21 protein-coding genes are annotated in these 19,144 nt (G+C 72.4%); 6 read left to right on the top strand and 15 right to left on the bottom strand.

Annotation, left to right across the window (positions count from 1 at the left end):
- Positions 1 to 45: 45 nt before the first annotated feature.
- Together GPA04_RS10795 and GPA04_RS10790 are read left to right on the top strand one after the other, a co-directional pair.
- Positions 46 to 390 (top strand): PadR family transcriptional regulator, encoded by a 345-nt coding sequence (locus GPA04_RS10795; protein ID WP_194238951.1) that lies wholly within the window; start codon positions 46 to 48, stop codon positions 388 to 390.
- Positions 387 to 1,349 carry a permease prefix domain 1-containing protein gene (locus GPA04_RS10790; RefSeq protein WP_156224090.1) on the top strand — a complete coding sequence of 321 codons (963 nt, stop codon included), beginning with the start codon at positions 387 to 389 and terminating at the stop codon, positions 1,347 to 1,349. The genes GPA04_RS10795 and GPA04_RS10790 overlap by 4 nt, the downstream gene beginning before the upstream one ends.
- Here GPA04_RS10790 and rimI read toward each other — a convergent pair.
- The 7 genes from rimI to glmS form a co-directional block, all read right to left on the bottom strand.
- Entirely contained in the window at positions 1,264 to 1,773 is a 510-nt protein-coding gene (gene rimI / locus GPA04_RS10785; RefSeq protein ID WP_241680730.1) for a ribosomal protein S18-alanine N-acetyltransferase, read from the bottom strand. The genes GPA04_RS10790 and rimI overlap by 86 nt on opposite strands.
- The gene (gene tsaB, locus GPA04_RS10780; RefSeq protein ID WP_156224089.1) at positions 1,770 to 2,444 is read right to left on the bottom strand and encodes a tRNA (adenosine(37)-N6)-threonylcarbamoyltransferase complex dimerization subunit type 1 TsaB; all 675 of its coding nucleotides are present in this window, start codon (positions 2,442 to 2,444) and stop codon (positions 1,770 to 1,772) included. Before tsaB ends, rimI begins: the two co-directional genes overlap by 4 nt.
- Positions 2,445 to 2,453: 9 nt before the next feature.
- Positions 2,454 to 2,942 (bottom strand): tRNA (adenosine(37)-N6)-threonylcarbamoyltransferase complex ATPase subunit type 1 TsaE, encoded by a 489-nt coding sequence (tsaE, locus tag GPA04_RS10775; RefSeq protein WP_194238952.1) that lies wholly within the window; start codon positions 2,940 to 2,942, stop codon positions 2,454 to 2,456.
- Positions 2,943 to 2,944: 2 nt separating this feature from the next.
- Complete coding sequence (gene alr / locus GPA04_RS10770) at positions 2,945 to 4,069, bottom strand: alanine racemase (RefSeq protein WP_156224087.1); 1,125 nt, start codon at positions 4,067 to 4,069, stop codon at positions 2,945 to 2,947.
- A 270-nt stretch (positions 4,070 to 4,339) separates the two neighbouring features.
- Positions 4,340 to 5,848, bottom strand: a complete 1,509-nt coding sequence (locus GPA04_RS10765; protein ID WP_156224086.1) for an NAD(P)H-hydrate epimerase — start codon at positions 5,846 to 5,848, stop codon at positions 4,340 to 4,342.
- Complete coding sequence (locus GPA04_RS10760) at positions 5,845 to 6,255, bottom strand: holo-ACP synthase (protein ID WP_156224085.1); 411 nt, start codon at positions 6,253 to 6,255, stop codon at positions 5,845 to 5,847. The genes GPA04_RS10765 and GPA04_RS10760 overlap by 4 nt, the downstream gene beginning before the upstream one ends.
- A 13-nt stretch (positions 6,256 to 6,268) precedes the next feature.
- Entirely contained in the window at positions 6,269 to 8,128 is a 1,860-nt protein-coding gene (gene glmS / locus GPA04_RS10755) for a glutamine--fructose-6-phosphate transaminase (isomerizing) (RefSeq protein WP_156224084.1), read from the bottom strand.
- Between the two features lie 97 nt (positions 8,129 to 8,225).
- Here glmS and coaA point away from each other — a divergent pair, with 97 nt between their 5' ends.
- The gene (gene coaA, locus GPA04_RS10750; RefSeq protein WP_241680729.1) at positions 8,226 to 9,179 is read left to right on the top strand and encodes a type I pantothenate kinase; all 954 of its coding nucleotides are present in this window, start codon (positions 8,226 to 8,228) and stop codon (positions 9,177 to 9,179) included.
- 1 nt (position 9,180) lies between these two features.
- Entirely contained in the window at positions 9,181 to 10,647 is a 1,467-nt protein-coding gene (locus GPA04_RS10745) for a carboxylesterase/lipase family protein (RefSeq protein ID WP_156224082.1), read from the top strand.
- A gap of 7 nt (positions 10,648 to 10,654) precedes the next feature.
- On the opposite strand, the gene GPA04_RS10740 is transcribed toward GPA04_RS10745, so the two are convergent.
- The 4 genes from GPA04_RS10740 to rplM form a co-directional block, all read right to left on the bottom strand.
- Positions 10,655 to 11,377 carry a DedA family protein gene (locus GPA04_RS10740; RefSeq protein WP_241680728.1) on the bottom strand — a complete coding sequence of 241 codons (723 nt, stop codon included), beginning with the start codon at positions 11,375 to 11,377 and terminating at the stop codon, positions 10,655 to 10,657.
- A gap of 187 nt (positions 11,378 to 11,564) precedes the next feature.
- On the bottom strand, positions 11,565 to 12,917 hold the full coding sequence (gene glmM, locus GPA04_RS10735) for a phosphoglucosamine mutase (RefSeq protein WP_156224081.1): 1,353 nt from the start codon (positions 12,915 to 12,917) through the stop codon (positions 11,565 to 11,567).
- Between the two features lie 112 nt (positions 12,918 to 13,029).
- Positions 13,030 to 13,524, bottom strand: a complete 495-nt coding sequence (rpsI, locus tag GPA04_RS10730; protein WP_156224125.1) for a 30S ribosomal protein S9 — start codon at positions 13,522 to 13,524, stop codon at positions 13,030 to 13,032.
- Positions 13,525 to 13,550: 26 nt separating this feature from the next.
- Positions 13,551 to 13,994, bottom strand: coding sequence for a 50S ribosomal protein L13 (rplM, locus tag GPA04_RS10725; protein WP_156224080.1), 444 nt, complete (start codon positions 13,992 to 13,994; stop codon positions 13,551 to 13,553).
- 324 nt (positions 13,995 to 14,318) lie between these two features.
- On the opposite strand from rplM, the gene GPA04_RS10720 reads away from it, so the two are divergent.
- On the top strand, positions 14,319 to 14,777 hold the full coding sequence (locus GPA04_RS10720) for a DUF5709 domain-containing protein (protein ID WP_241680727.1): 459 nt from the start codon (positions 14,319 to 14,321) through the stop codon (positions 14,775 to 14,777).
- Here GPA04_RS10720 and truA read toward each other — a convergent pair.
- Positions 14,770 to 15,621 (bottom strand): tRNA pseudouridine(38-40) synthase TruA, encoded by an 852-nt coding sequence (gene truA / locus GPA04_RS10715; protein WP_156224079.1) that lies wholly within the window; start codon positions 15,619 to 15,621, stop codon positions 14,770 to 14,772. The genes GPA04_RS10720 and truA overlap by 8 nt on opposite strands.
- 56 nt (positions 15,622 to 15,677) lie before the next feature.
- Between truA and GPA04_RS10710 the strand changes: the two genes are divergently transcribed.
- A complete protein-coding gene (locus tag GPA04_RS10710) occupies positions 15,678 to 16,451 on the top strand; it encodes an ROK family protein (protein ID WP_156224078.1) in 774 nt (257 codons plus the stop codon).
- 3 nt (positions 16,452 to 16,454) lie between these two features.
- Here the strand turns inward: GPA04_RS10710 and GPA04_RS10705 are convergent, their stop codons facing one another.
- From GPA04_RS10705 to GPA04_RS10695, 3 genes are all read right to left on the bottom strand, one after another.
- Positions 16,455 to 17,174 (bottom strand): alpha/beta fold hydrolase, encoded by a 720-nt coding sequence (locus GPA04_RS10705; RefSeq protein WP_156224077.1) that lies wholly within the window; start codon positions 17,172 to 17,174, stop codon positions 16,455 to 16,457.
- A 122-nt stretch (positions 17,175 to 17,296) separates the two neighbouring features.
- Positions 17,297 to 18,010, bottom strand: coding sequence for a 50S ribosomal protein L17, sunset domain variant (rplQ, locus tag GPA04_RS10700; RefSeq protein WP_156224076.1), 714 nt, complete (start codon positions 18,008 to 18,010; stop codon positions 17,297 to 17,299).
- 33 nt (positions 18,011 to 18,043) lie between these two features.
- Entirely contained in the window at positions 18,044 to 19,048 is a 1,005-nt protein-coding gene (locus GPA04_RS10695) for a DNA-directed RNA polymerase subunit alpha (protein ID WP_156224075.1), read from the bottom strand.
- Positions 19,049 to 19,144 lie beyond the last annotated feature (96 nt).

The raw sequence follows: 19,144 nt of genomic DNA, 5'->3' as shown, positions 1-19,144 counted from the left end.
ATGTCCCTGTTGCAATGCTGTGTCACACACACTATGGTGTGACGCGTGACCAACAACGACCCCGACATCATCGCGGGGCACCTGCAAGAGCTGCGGCGCGGCACGGTCGTGCTCGCAGCCCTCGTGGTGCTCCGCGAGCCCGGGTACGGCTACGCCCTGCTGGAGTCACTGACCGAGCAGGGCATCGCCGTCGACGCCAACACCCTCTACCCGCTGCTGCGGCGGCTCGAGAAGCAGGGCCTGTTGACGAGCGAGTGGAACACCGAAGAGGCGCGCCCGCGCAAGTTCTACCGCACCAGCGAAGCCGGCACCCGGCTCGCCAAGGACCTGATGACCGACTGGCGCAGGCTCGACCAGAGCCTGCGCGCCCTGACAGAGGAGACACCATGAACACCCTGACCGACCGCTACGTGCACGCCGCGACGCGGTTCGTGCAGGAGCCGACCGAGCGCGAGGAGCTCGGGCTCGAGCTGCGGGAACGGATCGAGGACACCGTCGCCGCCCTGATCGCCGAGGGCCACGACGCGGCGGGGGCCGAACGGCAGGCGCTGACCGAGCTCGGCGACCCGCTGCTGCTGAGCGCCGAGTACCGGCAGCGACCCACGCACCTGATCGGCCCGCGCTACTTCTACACCTACCTGCGCATCCTGCTGATCGCGGTCAGCACGTCGGCGCCCGTGGTCGGTCTCATCACGGCGCTGGCCCAGCTCAGCGCCGGTGGCGACGCGGGCGACGTCATCGGTGGCGGCATCGCCTCGATGTTCTCGGTCGCCGTGCACGTGGGGTTCTGGACCACGTTCGTCTTCGCGGTGCTGGAGCGGGTGGCGCCCCAGGTCTCGGACACCTGGAACCCCGACATGCTGCCCCAGACGCCCGGCGGCAGCTCGAGGCGGGCCGACCTGATCGCTACCCTCGTCGCGCTCGCCGTCGCCACCGCCGCGCTGCTCTGGCAGCACGTCGGGTCGCCGTTCATCGGCGACGAGGGCAGGATCGCGATGATCAACCCCGACCTGTGGAGCCCGTGGTTGGCGATCATCCTCGTGCTGCTGGCCGCCGAGGGCGTGCAGGCCGTCTCGGTCTACCGCCGCGGCTGGACCTGGGCCACCGCGAGCACCTCTGCGGTGCTCGCTCTGGCGTTCGCCGCCGTGACCCTGCCGCTGCTGCTGCAGCACCAGGTGCTCAACCCCGAGCTGATCGCCCACCTCGGCTGGGAGGGCCGGACCGAGGTCGGCGACACGATCGCGGCGGTCACGATCGCCGTGATCACGCTGTGGGAGGTCGTGGCGGGTTTCGTCCGGGCGGCTCGTCGCCGGGGAGTCCAGGAGGGGCAGCAAGCGGTGCCCGCATGACCACGGCATCCGCGCCCTCTAGCTGGTAGTAGCCCGGTCGGACACCGATCTGCTCGAAGCCGAACCTCCGGTACAGGCCCTGCGGCCCGTCGTCATCGGCGCGCACCTCGAGAAGCATCGAGGTCGCGCCGTGGCGGCGGGCCGTCGCCATGAGCTCGGACAGCATCCTCGAGGCGTAGCCGCGCCGGCGAGCCTGCGGAGCGACGCCGATCGTCATGACGTGGCTCTCCTCCCCCAGGTTCGCACCGGCGTACCCCACCAGCACACCGTCCTCCTCGACCGCGACGTAGGTCCGGCCCGGCGTGCTCAGCTCGTTCTCGTACATGCCCCGGGTCCAGGCACCCAGCCCGAACAGCGTCACCTCGAGCTCGAGGACCCGGTCCACGTCCTCGAGCCGCAACGGCCGGAGCACCGCCTCGCTCACGTCGCGCGCTTGCGCCCGGCCCCGACGTGCACGTCCGGGCGGCGCAGGTACAACGGCGTCAGCGGCGTGGGCGTGCCGACCCGCATGCTGGCGCACGCCACCCCGACCAGCCCCATCGGGGTCACGGTGGCCTCCGCGCTGCCCTCGCTCGCGAGCTCGGGGTAGATCGCCGTCGCAGGTCCGATGACCTGGCCGCGGTTCGCGGTCACCCAGTCGAGGACGTCCGACGGCGGTCCGACAGCAGGTTCCTGAACCCGCCAGGCATGGTCGGCCGGCCCGAGCCCGCCCGCGTAGGCCGCCCAGTACACCTCACGCCGCCGGGCGTCGGTGGCGACCACGACCGACCCGTGGGTGGACCAGGCGATGGCGTCGAGCGAGGACACACCGCGCACCACGCAGCCAACCCCCCGGGCGAACGCGCTGGCGCTCGCGATCCCGACCCGCAGCCCCGTGAAGGGGGCCGGCCCGGTGCCGACGACGACCGCGTCCACCTCGCCGGGGGTCAGCTCCGCGTCCGCCAGTGCGCGCCCGATCATCGGGGTCAGCGCCTCGACGTGCCCACGAGGGTCGGGGTTGACGTGGGAGGCCAGCTCGACGAGGGCTCCGCCGTCGGGCGCCTCGACGACGCCCACGGTGGTGCCGCCCGAGGTATCGATCGCCAACCAACGCATGGGGTCACTCTAGGAGGGCAGCGCGATCCCGGCCCACCGCGGCCCGTGCCCGAGCAGTGCCGCGGTGCGGGTGTCGGCGGCGCCCTCCCCGCCGCGGGGCCGCTCGAGACGGACCTCCAGCCAGTCCTCGCTGAGATGCTCGACCAGGCCCTCGCCCCACTCGACGACCGTGACCGAGTCCTCGAGGGAGGAGTCGAGGTCGAGCGCGTCCACCTCCTCGAGGGATCCGAGGCGGTAGGCGTCGACGTGCACCAGGTCGGGGCCTTCGCCGAGCGAGGGGTGGGCGCGCGCGATGATGAAGGTGGGCGAGGCGACCTGGCCGCGGACGCCGAGGCCGGCGCCGATGCCCTGGGTCAGCGTCGTCTTGCCCGCCCCGAGGTCGCCCACGAGCACCACGAGGTCCCCGGGCTGCAGCAGGACCGCGAGCCGCTCCCCCAGCGCCCGGGTGGCCTCGGCGTCCGGCAGGTCCACGACGTTCGGGGCACTGTGATCGTCCATGCTCATCCGAGGTACTCCCGCGGCACCCGGGCGCCCACCCGGGTGACGATCTCGTAGTTGATGGTGCCGACGGCTTCGGCCCACTCGGCTGCGGTGGGCTCGCCGTCGTCGCCGGGGCCGAACAGGACCACGCGGTCACCGGCGACCGCGCTCGCCTCGCCGATGTCGAGGACGAGCTGGTCCATGCAGACCCGGCCGGCGATGCGGTAGCGGTGGCCACCGACCTGGACCTCGGCCGCGTTGCTGGCGTGGCGTGGCACGCCGTCGCCGTAGCCGAGCGGGACGACGGCGAGCTGGGTGTCGGTGCGGGTCGTGTAGGTGTGCCCGTAGGAGACGCCCTGGCCTGCCGGCGCGCGCTTGACGAGCGCGAGCCGGGCCTCCAGGCGCATCGCCGGGCGCAGGCCGAGGCGGCTGGGCTCGGTGCCCGGCAGCGGGGAGAGCCCGTAGGTGGCGAGTCCGGGACGGACCAGGTCGTAGTGCACCGCCGGCTCGGTCAGGGTGGCGGCGGAGTTGGCGAGGTGGCGCACCTCGAGGTGGGCTCCGGCGGCCTCGGCGAGGCGGACGGCCTCGTCGAAGACGTCGCGCTGCGCGCGCACGCTCGGGTGGTCGACCTCGTCGGCGCGGGCGAGGTGCGACCAGACGCCGACCACCTCGACCAGACCCTCCTGCTGCGCCACGACGGCCTCGTGCAGCAGCGCGGACCACTCGGGCAGGAACTGCCCGCCCCGCCCCATGCCCGTGTCGACCTTGAGGTGGACCCGCGCCGGCCTGCCCACCTCGGCGGCGGCGGCGCGCACCTCGGCGAGCGCCCACGACGCCGGGACCGAGAGGTCGACGTCGGCGCGGACGACGTCGGCCAGCCCGGCGCCGGGCGCGTACAGCCACGCGAGCAACCGACCGGTGTCCCCGGCGCCGCGCAGCGCGAGCGCCTCGCTGAGCTGGGCCACGCCGAGCCAGCTCGCGCCGGCCTCCCGGGCCGCCCGGGCGACCGGGACCAGCCCGTGCCCGTAGGCGTCGGCCTTGACGACCGACATCACCTCCGCGGCCCCGGCGTACTCACGCAGCCGCTGGACATTGGCGCGGATCGCCGCCAGGTCGACGGTGGCCCGCGCCGGGAAAGACCTCACCGCCCCATCCTGCCAGCCCACCCCACCCCCGCTTTCACCGCACTTTCGACCTACCCCCGCTTTCACCGCACTTTCGACCGATCCTCGCTTTCACCGCACTTTCGACCGATCCACGGTTTCACCGCACTTCTGGGCCGAGCCGGTTCGCCGCTGCTCCGATGTGCTTGTGCCGACCGGAACCCCGCGTCGACGACGCTCACCCGCGAAGCACGGCGAGACGTCAGCCCGACAAAGTGCGGTGAAACCGTGTTGGTCGAAAGTGCGTTGAAATCAGAGAAGGGGGCGGAGGGCGGCCGGGAGGGCGGTGACGATGTCGCCGGCGGTGATCGGGGCGCCGTTGCTGGCGGTGCGGCCCGCGCGTCCGTGGACCAGGGCGGCCAGTGCCGCCACCTTCGCGACCGGCACCTCCGGGAGGCCGGCCAGCAGGGCGCCGAGGATGCCCGCGAGGACGTCGCCGGCCCCGGCGGTGGCCATCCATCCGGTTCCGTCGGCCTGGCTGTAGGTCTCGCCGTCGGGCGCGACCACGACCGTCGTCGCACCCTTGAGCAGCACGCACGCGCCGGTCAGCTCGGCCGCCCGAGCGGCCCAGCGCCCCGGGTCGGTCTCGATGTCGGCTCGTTCGACGTCCTCGCCGTGCCCGGCCAGCAACGCCGCCAGCTCACCGGCGTGCGGCGTCAGCACCGCCCGCGCGTCGCTCAGCTCCTCGGCGGCGGGGAGCAGGTCGAGCGCCCCGGCGTCGACGACCAGCCCGACGGCGTCACGCACGGCCACCTGGATCGTCGCCGTGATCTCCTCTCGTCGGGGGTCGTCGTCGGGCCCGACGCCTGGTCCGACCACCCATGCCTGCACCCGGCCAGGCGCGGTGACGACCTCCGGCCACCGCGACAGCACCAGCTGCTCGGCTCGCGCCGGTCCGAGGTAACGCACCATGCCGCAGCCGGTCCGCAGCGCACCCCCGACGCACAGCACCGCCGCGCCCGGGTAGGCCTCCGAGCCCGCGAGCACCCCGACGACGCCGCGCGTGTACTTGTGGTCCGCGACCCCGGGCACCGGCCAGAGGTCGGTGACATCGGCATCGAGCAACCGGGCCACCGCGGGCGTCTGCGCGGCGATCGCCTCCTCCAGCCCCAGCGTCACCACCTGCACCTCACCGGCGAGCCGCTCCCCCGGTGGCAGCAGCAGCCCCGCCTTCGCGGCTCCGAAGGTCACCGTGAGATCGGCGGCGAGCACCGGGCCGGCCACGGCGCCGGTGTCGGCGTCGACGCCGCTGGGGATGTCGACCGCGACCACTCTCGGCGGCACCGGTGCCGCGTCGGCCAGCGGCCGCAGCCGCTCGACGACGTCCCTCGCCGCCCCACGCAGCGCACCGCTCGCACCGATGCCGGCCAGGGCATCGACCCAGACGTCGGCACGGTCGGCGACGTCCAGCAGTGCCTCCCAGCCCTCGGCTCCCGGTCGGCTCACGTCGAGGATGTCGACCCCCGCCGCGCGGGCGGCCTCGAGGCCGGCGTCGTGCGCGTCGGGCTTGACGAGCGCGACCACCACCTCGGTCGTCGTCGCGAGGTCCGCGGCCGCGAACAGCCCGTCACCGCCGTTGTTGCCACCGCCGACCAGCACCAGCACCACCGGGTCCGTCGCGGTGTCTGCGCTCGGGTCCGGCAGCAGCGACCGCACGGTCTGCGCCACGGCCGCCGCGGCCCGCAGCATCAGCGGCTCACCGGCTGTGAGCGCCGGTGCCTCGGCGGCCCGGATCGCCTCGGCGGGGTAGCCGCGGATCATGCGGCACCACCCCCGCTGGCGACCGCGATCGCGGAGGCGATGCCGCCGTCGTGCGAGATCGACAGGTGCCAGTGCGTCACGCCGAGCCGCTCGGCGACCTCGGCCACCGTGCCCTCGATCTCCACGCGCGGCGCGCCACCGGGCACGCGGTGCACGGTGCAGTCGTGCCACCGCATCCCGCCGGGCGACCCCAGCGCCTTGGCGATGGCCTCCTTGGCCGCGAACCGCGCGGCCAGCGAGTTGGGGGGCAGGTCCCGCTCGGGCGGGGTGAACAGCCGCTCGCGCAACCGCGGTGCCCGATCGAGCGCGAGCATGAAGCGGGTGACGTCCACGACGTCGATGCCCACCCCGACCACGTACGCACCCGGCCGGAACCCGGCTGGGGGCGCACCGCCGTCGGAGGTCATCGCCGGGACCGCCTCACTCCACCGTGACGGACTTGGCCAGGTTGCGCGGCTGGTCGACGTCGAGCCCCTTGGCGCTGGCGAGCTCGGCCGCGAAGATCTGCAGCGGCACCACGGTGACGAGCGGAGCGAGCAGCGTCGGGGTCTGCGGGACCCGGAACACGTAGTCGGCGAACGGCTCGACGCCGTCGTCGCCGTCCTCGGCGATCACGAGGGTGCGCGCACCGCGCGCCCGGATCTCCTGGATGTTCGAGATCACCTTGCCGTGCAGCTGGTCGCGGCCACGCGGCGAGGGCACGATCACGAAGACCGGCTGCCCCTCCTCGACCAGGGCGATCGGTCCGTGCTTGAGCTCGCCGGCCGCGAAGCCCTCGGCGTGGATGTACGCGAGCTCCTTGAGCTTCAGCGCGCCCTCGAGCGCGACCGGGAACCCGACGTGCCGGCCCAGGAACAGGACCGTGGGCACGTCCTTCATCTCCCGCGCCACCTCGCGGACCTGCTCGGCGGCGTCGACCATCCGCTGCACCTTCTCGGGCATGGCGCGCAGCTGGGCGAGGTCCTCGGCGATCTCGTCGGGGAACTTGTTGCCACGCAGCTGGGCGAGGTAGAGCCCGAGCAGGTAGCACGCGGTGATCTGCGCGAGGAACGCCTTGGTCGACGCGACCGCCACCTCCGGCCCGGCGTGCGTGTACAGCACGGCGTCGGACTCGCGCGGGATCGTGGACCCGTGGGTGTTGACGATCGCCAGCACCTTCGCACCCTGCTCGCGGGCGTGCCGGACCGCCATGATCGTGTCCATGGTCTCGCCGGACTGGCTGATCGCGACCACGAGCGTGCGCTCGTTGACGACCGGGTCGCGGTAGCGGAACTCGTGCGCGAGCTCCACCTCGGTGGGGATCCGGCACCAGTGCTCGATCGCGTACTTGGCCACGTGCCCCGCGTAGGCGGCGGTGCCGCACGCGATCACGACGATCTTGTCGACGCTGCGCAGCACCGACTCCGAGATCCGCATCTCGTCGAGCACGAGCCGGCCGTCCTCGGCAGCGCGGCCCAGCAGGGTGTCGGCGACCGCCTGCGGCTGGTCGTGGATCTCCTTCTCCATGAAGGAGGAGAAGCCACCCTTGACGGCGGCGCTCGCGTCCCAGTCGACGGTGAAGGTCTTGGCCTGCGCCGGGTTGCCCTCGGCGTCGGTGACCTCGACCTTGTCCGCCGTGATGGTGACGACCTGGTCCTGGCCCATCTCCATCGCCTCACGGGTGTAGGCGATGAAGGCCGAGACGTCGGAGCCGAGGAAGTTCTCGCCGTCGCCGAGCCCGATCACGAGCGGGCTGTTGCGGCGCGCGCCCACCACGGTGCCGGGCTGGTCGGCGTGCACCGCCAGCAGCGTGAACGCCCCCTCGAGGCGGGCGACGGTCGCGCGCATCGCAGCGGTGATGTCGCCGGTCTCGGCGTGCGCGGCAGCCAGCAGGTGGGCGACGACCTCGGTGTCGGTCTCCGAGAGGAAGACCACGCCCTGCTCGATCAGCTCCCGCTTGAGCTGGTGGAAGTTCTCGATGATGCCGTTGTGGATCAGCGCCAGCTTGCCGCCGCCGGCCAGGTGCGGGTGCGCGTTGGCGTCGGTCGGGCCGCCGTGCGTGGCCCACCGGGTGTGCCCGATGGCGGAGGTGCCCTCGGGGATGCGACGCGCGTCGAGCTCCTCGAGCAGGTTGGTCAGCTTGCCCGCCTTCTTGGCGCTCGCCAGCCCTTCCGGGGTGGCGATGGCGACCCCCGCCGAGTCGTACCCCCGGTACTCCAGCCGTCGCAAACCTTCGAGGACGACCTCCTCAGGACGCCCGCTGGGCGTGGCAGGGCCGACGTATCCCACGATGCCGCACATGATGGCAAGGGTAACCGCGGCGCCCTCCCCTTCCTCGCATCGCAGCGCAGGGTCCCGATGTGCGTCGGAGCACGGTTCAGTGACAGAGTGTGTCCCCGTGACAGAGGTCGAGACGGGCGACGACGCCCCGTTCGTCGAGTTCGACCGCACCGAGTGGAGCAGCCTCGCCGAGGCGACACCGCTGCCCCTGACACAGGCGGACATCGACAACCTGCGTGGTCTGGGTGACCCGATCGACCTGCGCGAGGTGGACACCGGCTACCGGCCGTTGTCACGGTTGCTCACGCTCTACGTCGAGGCCTCGCAGCAGCTGCGCACCGCCACCTCGACGTTCCTCGGGCAGTGGACGCACGCGACGCCGTTCGTCATCGGGGTCGCCGGGTCGGTGGCCGTGGGCAAGTCGACGGCGTCCCGGTTGCTGCGCGAGATGCTGCGGCGCTGGCCGCAGACCCCGCGGGTGGAGCTGATCACGACCGACGGCTTCCTCTACCCGAACGCCGAGCTGGAGCGCCGCGGGCTGATGGAGCGCAAGGGCTTCCCCGAGTCCTACGACCGCCGCGCGCTGCTGCGGTTCCTCGAGGAGGTCAAGGGTGGCGCCGCCGAGGTGTCGGCCCCGGTCTACAGCCACCTGACCTACGACATCGTGCCGGAGGAGCGGGTCACGGTCCGCAACCCCGACGTGCTGATCGTCGAGGGTCTGAACGTGCTCGCGCCGGCGCGGGTGAGCACCGCCGGTGAGGCCTCGCTCGCCGTCAGCGACTTCTTCGACTTCTCGATCTACATCGACGCCGACGTCGCCGACATCCGGCGCTGGTACGTCGAGCGGTTCGGGGACCTGCGCTCGACCGCGTTCGCCGACCCGCGCTCGTACTTCCACCGCTACGCCGACCTCACCGACGCCCAGGCCCGTGACCGGGCGCTGGAGATCTGGTCCTCGATCAACGAACCCAACCTGGTCGAGAACGTGCTTCCGACGCGCGGCCGTGCCACCCTCGTGCTGACCAAGGACGCCGAGCACCGGATCAGTCGGGTGCGGTTGCGGAGGATCTGAGATGGCAACCGACCGCGAGCTGCTGACCACCCGGTCGGGGGTGCTGCGCGGCGCTGTGGACGCCGAGGCCGGACTCGTGCGGTTCCGTGGCGTCCCGTACGCGGCGGCCCCGATCGGCGACCTGCGGTTCGCGGAGCCGGAGCCGCACCTGGGCTGGGAGGGCGTCCGGGCTGCGACCGAGTACGGTCCGACGCCGCTGCTGCCCCCGGAGTCGGTCACCTCCTCGATACCGGAGCCCCCGACGCCCGGCGAGGAGGTCCTCAACCTCAACATCACCGCGCCGCTCGAGCGCACCGGTCCGCTGCCCGTCTACGTCTGGATCCACGGCGGCGGCTACGTCAGCGGCACCCCGAACGGCGGCTGGTTCGACGGCGCCGAGCTCGCCCGGTCCGGAGCCGTGGTCGTCAGCATCACCTACCGGCTCGGGCTCGAGGGCTTCGGCCACATCCCCGGGGCTCCGGACAACCGTGGCGTCCTGGACTGCCTGGCTGCGCTGCGGTGGGTGTCCGAGGAGATCGCCGGCGTCGGTGGCGACCCGGCCCAGGTGACGATCGGCGGGCAGAGCGCCGGCGGCGGGCTGGTGCTGTCGCTGCTGTCCTCGCCCCGGGCGCGGGAGCTGTTCCGCGCCGCCGTGGTGCACTCCGCGCCGCTGCCCGACATCACACCGGCCGAGGCCGCCCGGCTCGGCGCTCGCCTGTCCCGCGAGCTGGGGATCGAGAACACCCTGGCCGGGTGGCGCACGCTCTCGCGGGAGCGGCTCGCCACGGCCGACCGCGGCCTCGACGCCGGCGGGGTCTGGTCGAGCCTCACCCAGCTGCACCGGGCGCTGAGCCGCCGCGGAGCGCTGACGCCGGTCGGCCCGATCGTCGGGACCGACCTCGTGCCCGAGCCGCTGGCCGCGCTCGCCGAGCCCGACGCACGGCCGATGCTCATCGGGGCGACGAGCCACGAGTTCAACCCCGCGACCGCACTGCTGGAGCAGGCGCTCGGGCGCACCACGCCGGCACCGGTGCTCGGAGCCGCCGGGCTGCCGGCGCCGCTCGCGCGCGCCTATCCGCGCGCGTACCCCGGGCAGTCGGCCGCCGCGCTCCTCGGACAGGCGCTGACCGACCGGGTCTTCCGCACGAGTGTGCTCCAGGTCGCCGCGGCACGCGTGCGGGCCGGTGCCCCGGTGGCCGTGTGGGACTTCCGGTGGCACCCGGCTGACGGCCCGGCGCGTCACTGCATCGACCTGCCGTTCGCCTGGGCTGTGCTCGACGGCGACCGTGTCGAGCGGATCGCCGGCGACCACCCGCCGCTCGCCCTGGCGAGCGAGATGAGCGGTGACATCGCGGCGTTCGTCCGCTCCGCCGTCGTGCCCTGGCCGGAGTACCGGCCGGACGCACCGGTGGCCAAGGTCTACGACGAGACGAGCTGGGTGGGCCGCGACCCGTACCGGTTCGAGCGACTGGCGCTCGAGGTGCTCTGAGCGGCGATCAGGCCGCGTCGACGATCGACGCGCGCTCGCCCTCGGAACCCTCGGCCGCCACGGGTGCCGTCGGCGGAGCCGGCGCCTCGGCGGGCGCGCCGAACAGCTTGCGCATCGCCATGTCGATCACGGTGCCCAGCACGATGCCGAGGACGATGCCGACACCCACGGCCAGCATCGGCTGGTCGTGGAGCACGGCGCCCGCTCCGACACCGAGCAGCGTCGAGTAGATCGCCCAGCACACGGCGCCGATACCGGCGAACAGGATGAACCGGCGGCGCGGGAAGTCGAGGGCGCCTGCCGACATGTTGACCACGACCCGGCCGATCGGGATGTAGCGCGCCGCGAGGATGAACGCACCGCCGCGGTGCTCCAGCGTGCGCTCGGCCCAGGCCAGCGTGCGGGCGCCGCGCTTGCCGCGGAAGACGCGCAGATCCCGCAGCGGCACCTTGGTGCCGATCATGAAGGCGATCACGTCCCCGACGAAGGCGCCGACCGCGGCGAGCGGCAGGATCGCCCACAGCGGCGGACCGTCGCCGGTCATCGAGAGGCTGGCGAGCGTGATGACCACGCTCTCGCTCGGGATCGGCGGGAAGAACCCGTCGATGATCGTGAACACGACCATGAGCACGAGGCTCCACGGCGTGGCTGCGACGGCGAGGACAACGTCACCGAGGCTCGCCATCCAGGCAGCCACGGAGGCTGCGGCATCGGCGATTCCCTCGAGCATGTTGTCCAGTCCCTCCACCACTGTGTCCCGTTCAGGTGCAACGCTAGGTGCGACCGATGTCATCGCACCATCTGGTATTCCCTGATCATGGTGGGGGTTGTCCCCCGGGCGCCTCCCCCGTCAGGACCGTCTCGTCGGTCCGGACGTCATCCTCCAGGCGGACACGGCGCCTCCGCCGCGTCCTGGATCAGACGAGGGCCAGCCGGTCGGCCACGGTGGTGGCCAGCTCATCGGCCTCGCGCTGGGCCTGCTCGGCGGTGGCGGCCTCCACCATGACGCGCACGAGCGGCTCGGTGCCGGAGGGGCGCAGCAGCACCCGACCGGTGTCGCCGAGACGCCCTTCGGCGGCGCGGATCGCGGCTCCGAGCACCTCGTCGGAGGCCACCCGCGCCTTGTCGACGCCCGGCACGTTGACCAGCACCTGCGGCAACCGCTCGACGGCGGAGGCCAGCTCGGCCAGGGACCGTCCCGTCTGGGCGACACGTGAGGCGAGCTGGAGCGCCGTGAGCACGCCGTCCCCGGTCGTGGCGTGATCGGCCATGATCAGGTGACCGGACTGCTCGCCGCCGAGGCTGAAACCTCCGGCGCGCATCGCCTCGAGCACGTAGCGGTCGCCGACGCCGGCCTGCACGGTCGCGATACCGGCCTCGCGCATGGCGATCAGCAGCCCCAGGTTGCTCATCACGGTGACGACCAGGGTGTCGCCCGCCAGGTCGCCGCGCTCCTTGAGCGCGGTGGCCAGGACGCCCATGATCTGGTCGCCGTCCACGAGGGCGCCGGTGCTGTCGACCGCGAGGCACCGGTCGGCGTCACCGTCGAACGCGACACCGAGGTGCGCCTCGGAGGCCACCGTGACGGCCTGGAGCTGCTCGGGGTGGGTGGAGCCGCACTTCTCGTTGATGTTGCGGCCGTCCGGTGAGGCGTTGATGACGACGACGTCGGCGCCCGCCTCGCGCAGCGCGACCGGGCCGACCTCGCTCGCCGCACCGTTGGCGCAGTCGACGGCGATGCGCAGGCCCGTGAGGTCGTGCTTGAGCGTGCCGAGCAGGTGCTCGACGTAGCGCTCGCCCGAGGAGCCCCGGTTGGTGGTGATGCGGCCCACGCCACCGTGGGTGGGGCGCTCCCAGTCCTGGGCGAGCGCGACCTCGATCGCGTCCTCGACGGCGTCGTCCAGCTTGTGGCCGCCGCGGGCGAAGAACTTGATGCCGTTGTCCTGCATCGGGTTGTGCGACGCGGAGATCATCACGGCCAGGTCGGCGTTCTCGGCGCCGGTGAGGTAGGCGACCGCCGGGGTGGGCAGCACGCCCAGGTCCTCGGTGTCGACGCCGGCGGCGGCGAGGCCGGCCACCATCGCGGCCGCGAGGAACTGGCCGGAGACCCGGGGATCTCGGCCGACGATCGCGCGCGGCCGGTGGCCCTCGAAGCTTCCCTGCTGGGCCAGCACGCGCGCGGCGGCGGACCCGAGTGCGAGGGAGAGATCAGCGGTGATCTCCCGGTTGGCGAGGCCTCGGACACCATCGGTCCCGAACAGTCGACTCATGGCCACCTTTCGACGTCATCGACGCAGACAGAGCAAAGGCCCCGGCGCATGGTAGCGCCAGGGCCTCGGCGGGCGCTGGATGGCGGGGTCGGCAGAGCCGACCCCGCGCCGATCAGCGCTTGGAGTACTGGGGAGCCTTGCGGGCCTTCTTGAGCCCGGCCTTCTTGCGCTCGGTGACGCGAGCGTCACGGGTGAGGAAGCCGGCCTTCTTGAGCGTGGCGCGGTTGCTGTCGGTGTCGATCACGTTGAGCGCGCGAGCGATCGCCAGACGCAGCGCACCGGCCTGGCCGGAGGTGCCGCCACCGTTGATGCGCGCGATCACGTCGAAGCGACCCTGCAGCTCGAGCACCGTGAACGGCGCGTTCACGAGCTGCTGGTGCAGCTTGTTCGGGAAGTAGGTCTCGAGCGGACGCCCGTTGACCTTGAACTCGCCCGTCCCGGGCACGAGACGCACACGCGCCACGGCCTCCTTGCGGCGGCCGAGAGCGGCGCCGGGGGCGGTGAGCGAGGTGCCGCGGCCCTCGGGTGCGGCGGACTCCGAGGTGTAGGAGGTCAGCTCGCTGCCCTCGGCGGACTCGGTGGTCGTGTCGATGGTGGTCTGCGCCACGGTGGACTCCTTGGTGTCAGGCACGCTTACTGCGCGACCTGGGTGATCTCGAACGTCTGGGGCTGCTGCGCGCTGTGCGGGTGCTCGGCGCCGGTGTACACCTTGAGCTTGCGCAGCTGAGCGCGCCCGAGGGTCGTCTTGGGGAGCATGCCGCGGATCGCCTTCTCGACGACGCGGTCGGGGCGGGTCGCCAGCAGCTGGGCATAGCTCGTCGCCTTGAGGCCGCCCGGGTAGCCGGAGTGGCTGTAGGCGATCTTGTCATCGCGCTTGCTGCCGGTCAGGGCGACCTTGTCGGCGTTGATGATGATGACGAAATCACCGCCGTCGACATGCGGTGCGAAGGTCGGCTTGTGCTTGCCACGCAGCAGGGTGGCTGCCTGGGTCGCCAGACGCCCGAGGACGACGTCGGTAGCGTCGATGACGTACCACTGGCGCTCGGCCTCGCTGGCCTTGGGGGTGAACGTACGCACGGGTCGTGAACCTTCGATCTGATGTAGTTCCCCTCATCCGGTCTCACCCGCGCCGGACTCACGTACCGAGAAGGTGATCGTGAGCGGACGCACGCGGACCGGGGAAGGAGCTGTGGTCTTTCGCGGGCGGACACGGACGCAGCGGTGTGGGAACTCGAGCTAGATCACCGCATGCACCATGTGCACGCACAACGACGTCCCACAGTACCTGCCGCCGGGACTACGGTCAAAGCGAGCCTGATGTGGGCTCGCGCACGGTCCCTCGCGCCGCTTTCGGCAGGCGTTGCCGGCGCCACCGCGAGCACCGTGCGGCAGACTGGTCGCATGAGTGAGAACACACCTGCGACCTCGCACGACCCCTCGATGGGATCGGAGGGAGACCACAACCAGCTCCCGCAGGAGGACACCCTGCTCGACCGCGGTCTCGACGACGGGCTGGACGAGGGGTACTCGCCTCCCGACCGGGACCCGATCGCCCAGATGGGCGGGCTGGAGCCGGAGGACGAGACCGCGCAGCAGCTGCGGGCCGAGGAGCCCGAGGTCTGGGAGTCGGAGCCGGGTCAGGCCGCCGGCGAGCGCGAGGTCGACCGCGCGGGCCGGCTGGAGGACATCGACGACGCGGGCCGCGGCACCGACGCCATCGCGACCGACGCGGGCTTCGCCGGCGGCGCAGCGAGCGCCGAGGAGGCCGCCGTCCACCTGCAGCCCGAGCTGCGCGAGAGCGACGACCAGGAGTCCGTCGACGTCTTCACCGAGCCTGAGCCGGACGTCGACCTCACCTGACCGTGGGTGCGCGCATCGACCGGGCGACGGTGGCCCGGTCGGCGAGCCGGTCCGCGGGCGGGTAGGCGACCTCCTCGAGCACGAGCCCGTGCGGCGGCACCACGGTGACGGTGCTGTCACGCTGCGCCCGCGCCAGCAGCTCCTCGGGGCGGTCGACCTGCCACCGCCCCTCCCCCACGGCGAGGCACGCTCCGACCAGCGACCGCACCATCGAGTGGCAGAACGCGTCGGCACGGACCTCGGCCTGCACGGTCCGGTCCAGCCGGCGCCAGCCGAAGTCGAGCAGCGTGCGGATCGTCGTCGCACCCTCGCGCGGCTTGCAGTAGGCGAGGAAGTCGTGCTCGCCGACCAGGCGTCGTGCTGCGCTGTCCATCGCGGCCACGTCGAGCGGCCGCGGGTGCCAGAGCTGCGACCCGCGCTGCCAGGGGTCCCGCCGGCCGCCCGGGTCGACGACCGTGTAGCTGTACCGGCGCCAGATCGCTGAGAACCGGGCGTCGAAGCCGTCGGGCGCGCGGCTGGCCCGGTGGATCACGATGTCGGCCGGCAGCAGGCCGCCCAGGCGTCGTTCCAGCGCCTCCTCGGGTGTGCGTTCGCTCCTGCCGGGCGCCGCCTCGAACGCGGCGGTCGGCACGTCCACGTGCGCGACCTGCCCACGCGCGTGCACACCGCTGTCGGTGCGCCCGGCGACAGTCAGCGGCGCCCGCTCGTCCAGACGCAGCACGGTGGCGAGCGCCGTCTCGATCTCGCCCTGCACGCTGCGCAATCCCGGCTGCACGGCCCAGCCGACGAAGCCTGCGCCGTCATAGGCAAGATCCAGGCGCACCCGCACGACCGACTCGCTCACCCGGCCAGGGTATTGCTCGGCGCGGGGCCCACGAGCCCGGCGCCTACGCTGAGCCGGTGACCGAGACCTCCGCACCTCCCACCCTCGCCGTCGACTGCGGTGGCGGCGGGATCAAGGCGTCGGTGCTGGACGCCGCCGGCACCATGCTGGCGCAGCCGGTCCGGACCGTGACCCCGTACCCGCTCCCCCCGGACCGGCTGGTCGAGGTGATCGCCGACCTCGCCGGTCAGCTGCCCGAGTCCGGCCGTCTCACCGTGGGCATGCCGGGGATGATCCGGCACGGCGTCGTGGTCGCGACGCCGCACTACGTGACCCGCTCGGGTCCGCGCACCCGGGTGCTGCCCGAGCTCGTCGACGCCTGGGCGGGGTTCGACATGCGCCGCGCGCTCGAGCACCGGATGCGCCTGCCCGCTCGCGTGCTCAACGACGCCGAGGTGCACGGCGCCGGGGTCATCGCCGGGACGGGTCTGGAGCTGATGCTCACCTTCGGCACAGGGCTGGGCAACGCCCTGTACGACGGCGGCCGCCTGGCTCCCCACGTCGAGCTCAGCCAGGGCCCGGTGCGCTGGGGCCTGACGTACGACGAGTACATCGGCGAGCACGAGCGGTTGCGCCTCGGCGACGCCATGTGGTCGCGCCGGGTGCGTCGCGTGATCGACATGATGCGCCCGATGTACCTGTGGGACCGGCTGTACGTGGGTGGCGGCAACTCCCGCAGGATCGTGGGGACCGTGCTGGACAAGCTGGGCGACGACGTCGTCATCGTCCCGAACTCGGCAGGGATCGTCGGCGGCGTGCGGGTCTGGTCGCTGCCGGGGCAGGCCGGCTGAGCCTCACGGCCCGGCCGGGCGCAGGTCGACGTGCTCGATGACGTCCATCAGCACGTCGTTGAACGCCTCCGGCTGGTCGAGCGCGACCAGGTGCCCGGCGCGCGGGATCAGCTGCAGCGTGGCGTGGCGCGCGGCCCGCAGCAGCAGCCGCTCCTCGGCGCGGAAGTGGTCCAGCGTCCCGTTGACGAACCAGATCGGCGTCTCGAGCCGCGCCAGCGTCTCGAGGACGTCCAGGCCTCCGACCGCCCGCAGGGTGGGCACCATCGCGTCGAGGGCCACACCGCCGGCCATCAGATCGGCGACCGTCTCGCCGTCGAGCACGCGCCGGGCGAGGAAGGTGTGCAGTCCCAGGCCACGGTCCGGGAGGCGACCGATCGCCCGCGCGACCGCGAGGTAGCCGGCGAGGCCCACCCCTCGAGGCCGCGTGCCCGCCGAGGCGAGCACCAGGGCCGACGGCGGCTCCGCCGTCGTGCCGGCCCAGTCGATCGCGACGTAGGAGCCCAGCGAGAACCCGACGACGACGTGGGGCGGCCGCAGCGACCCGACGGCGGCGTCCAGGACCTCGCGGCAACCGGCCAGCGTGAACGGCTCGCCCTCGCGCCGCCCGTGGCCCGGCAGATCCACGGCGACGTGCTCGACCCCCGCAGCGGTGAGCGCACGCGACTGCACCCGCCACATCGTGCTCGACGTCCTGATCCCGTGAACCAGCACGACCGACGCCATGGGTCGCCATGCTACGGACGAGGAGCGTAGACAGCGACGGGCCCGCCGCAGGGGGTTACCCCGCGGCGGGCCCGTCGACGAGATCGTGACGTTGGTGTGTCACGGCCTCGGCCGAGGTGGACTCAGTCCTCCTCGGACACCTCCTGCGCGTCTGCGCCACCGGCGGGCTCGAAGCCCGCGGCCTCGGCGTCCTCGGCGGTCGCGAACCAGACCTCGGCCTGCGTGGCGTCATACCACTGCGAGCCGGGCACGTGGTACTTCATCGAGTCCTCGTTGCCCTTGATCTGGTGCTCGTCGTCGGGTGCGTCGGCACCGGCCTCGTCGGTACGCACCGCGCCCGCGAGCTCCGCGGGGGCGTCGTCCTCGACGGTCTCGTCCTCGACGACCTCGTCCTCGACGACGGCGTCCGCCGGCTCGTCCTTGGCGGCACGCTTGGCGGCAGCCTCGGCCTCCTTGACGGTCGCCTGCTTGGGGCTGTACGTCTCGGTCACGAGCTCGATGACCGCCATGGGGGCGTTGTCGCCCTTGCGCGGACCGACCTTGGTGATGCGGGTGTAGCCACCCGGACGCTCCGCCATCGCCGGGGCGATCTCGGCGAACAGCGTGTGCACGACGTCCTTGCGGGAGATCACGGCGAGCACCTGGCGGCGCGCGGACAGGTCGCCGCGCTTGGCCTTGGTGATCAGACGCTCAGCGAGCGGGCGCAGGCGCTTGGCCTTGGCCTCGGTCGTCTTGATGCTGCCGTGCTCGAAGAGAGCCTGCGCGAGGTTCCCGAGGATCAGCCGCTCGTGGGCCGGGCCGCCGCCGAGGCGGGGACCCTTGGTGGGGGTAGGCATGGTTGCTCCAGTTCGTCAGCTGCGCAGCGAGCGTCAGTTGTAGTCGTCGTAGTCGTCGCCGTCGTCGTAGGCACCCACGACGAGCGACGGGTCGAAGTCGGCCGGGCTGTCCTTGAGCGACAGGCCGAGCCCCACCAGCTTCTCCTTGACCTCCGTGATCGACTTCGCACCGAAGTTGCGGATGTCGAGCAGGTCGGCCTCGCTGCGGGCCACGAGCTCACCCACGGTGTGGATGCCCTCGCGCTTGAGGCAGTTGTAGGAGCGGATCGTCAGGTCGAGCTGCTCGATCGGCATCGCCAGGTCCTCGGCGAGCGCGGCGTCGGTCGGCGAGGGGCCGATCTCGATGCCCTCGGCCTCGGAGTTGAGCTCACGGGCGAGACCGAACAGCTCCACCAGCGTCTTGCCGGCCGAGGCGAGCGAGTCGCGGGGGCTGATCGACTTCTTGGTCTCGACGTCGACGATCAGCCTGTCGAAGTCGGTGCGCTGCTCGACGCGGGTGGCCTCGACCTTGTAGGTGACCTTGAGGACCGGCGAGTAGATCGAGTCGATCGGGATGCGGCCGATCTCGGCGTCCGAGGACTTGTTCTGCGCGGCGGACACGTAGCCACGGCCACGCTCGACGGTCAGCTCGATCTCGAGCTTGCCCTTGCCGTTGATCGTCGCGATGTGCAGATCCGGGTTGTGGATCTCGACGCCGGCCGGCGGGGTGATGTCACCCGCGGTCACGGTGCCCGGACCGGCCTTGCGCAGGTACATGACGACCGGCTCGTCGTTCTCCGAGGAGACGACGATGTTCTTGATGTTGAGGATCAGCTCGGTGACGTCCTCCTTGACTCCGGAGATCGTCGAGAACTCGTGCAGGACGCTGTCGATGCGGATCGAGGTGACAGCCGCACCGGGGATCGAGGACAGCAGGGTCCGGCGCAGGGAGTTGCCGAGGGTGTATCCGAAGCCGGGCTCGAGCGGCTCGATGATGAACCGCGAGCGGAACTCGTCGACCGACTCCTCGGTCAGGGTGGGGCGCTGTGCGATGAGCACGGTGATTGTCCTTTCGCGCGGCATCCGCTATATGACGCCGCAAGAACCCCTCGCCCATCGGTCCGGACGAGGGGGTACTGCGAGATGAGCTGCGTG

The sequence above is a fragment of the Pseudactinotalea suaedae genome (assembly GCF_009733815.1).
GTDB lineage: Bacteria > Actinomycetota > Actinomycetes > Actinomycetales > Beutenbergiaceae > Pseudactinotalea > Pseudactinotalea suaedae.
The sequence above is the reverse complement of the archived record's forward strand: the minus strand, read 5'-3'. Positions and strand labels throughout refer to the sequence as shown.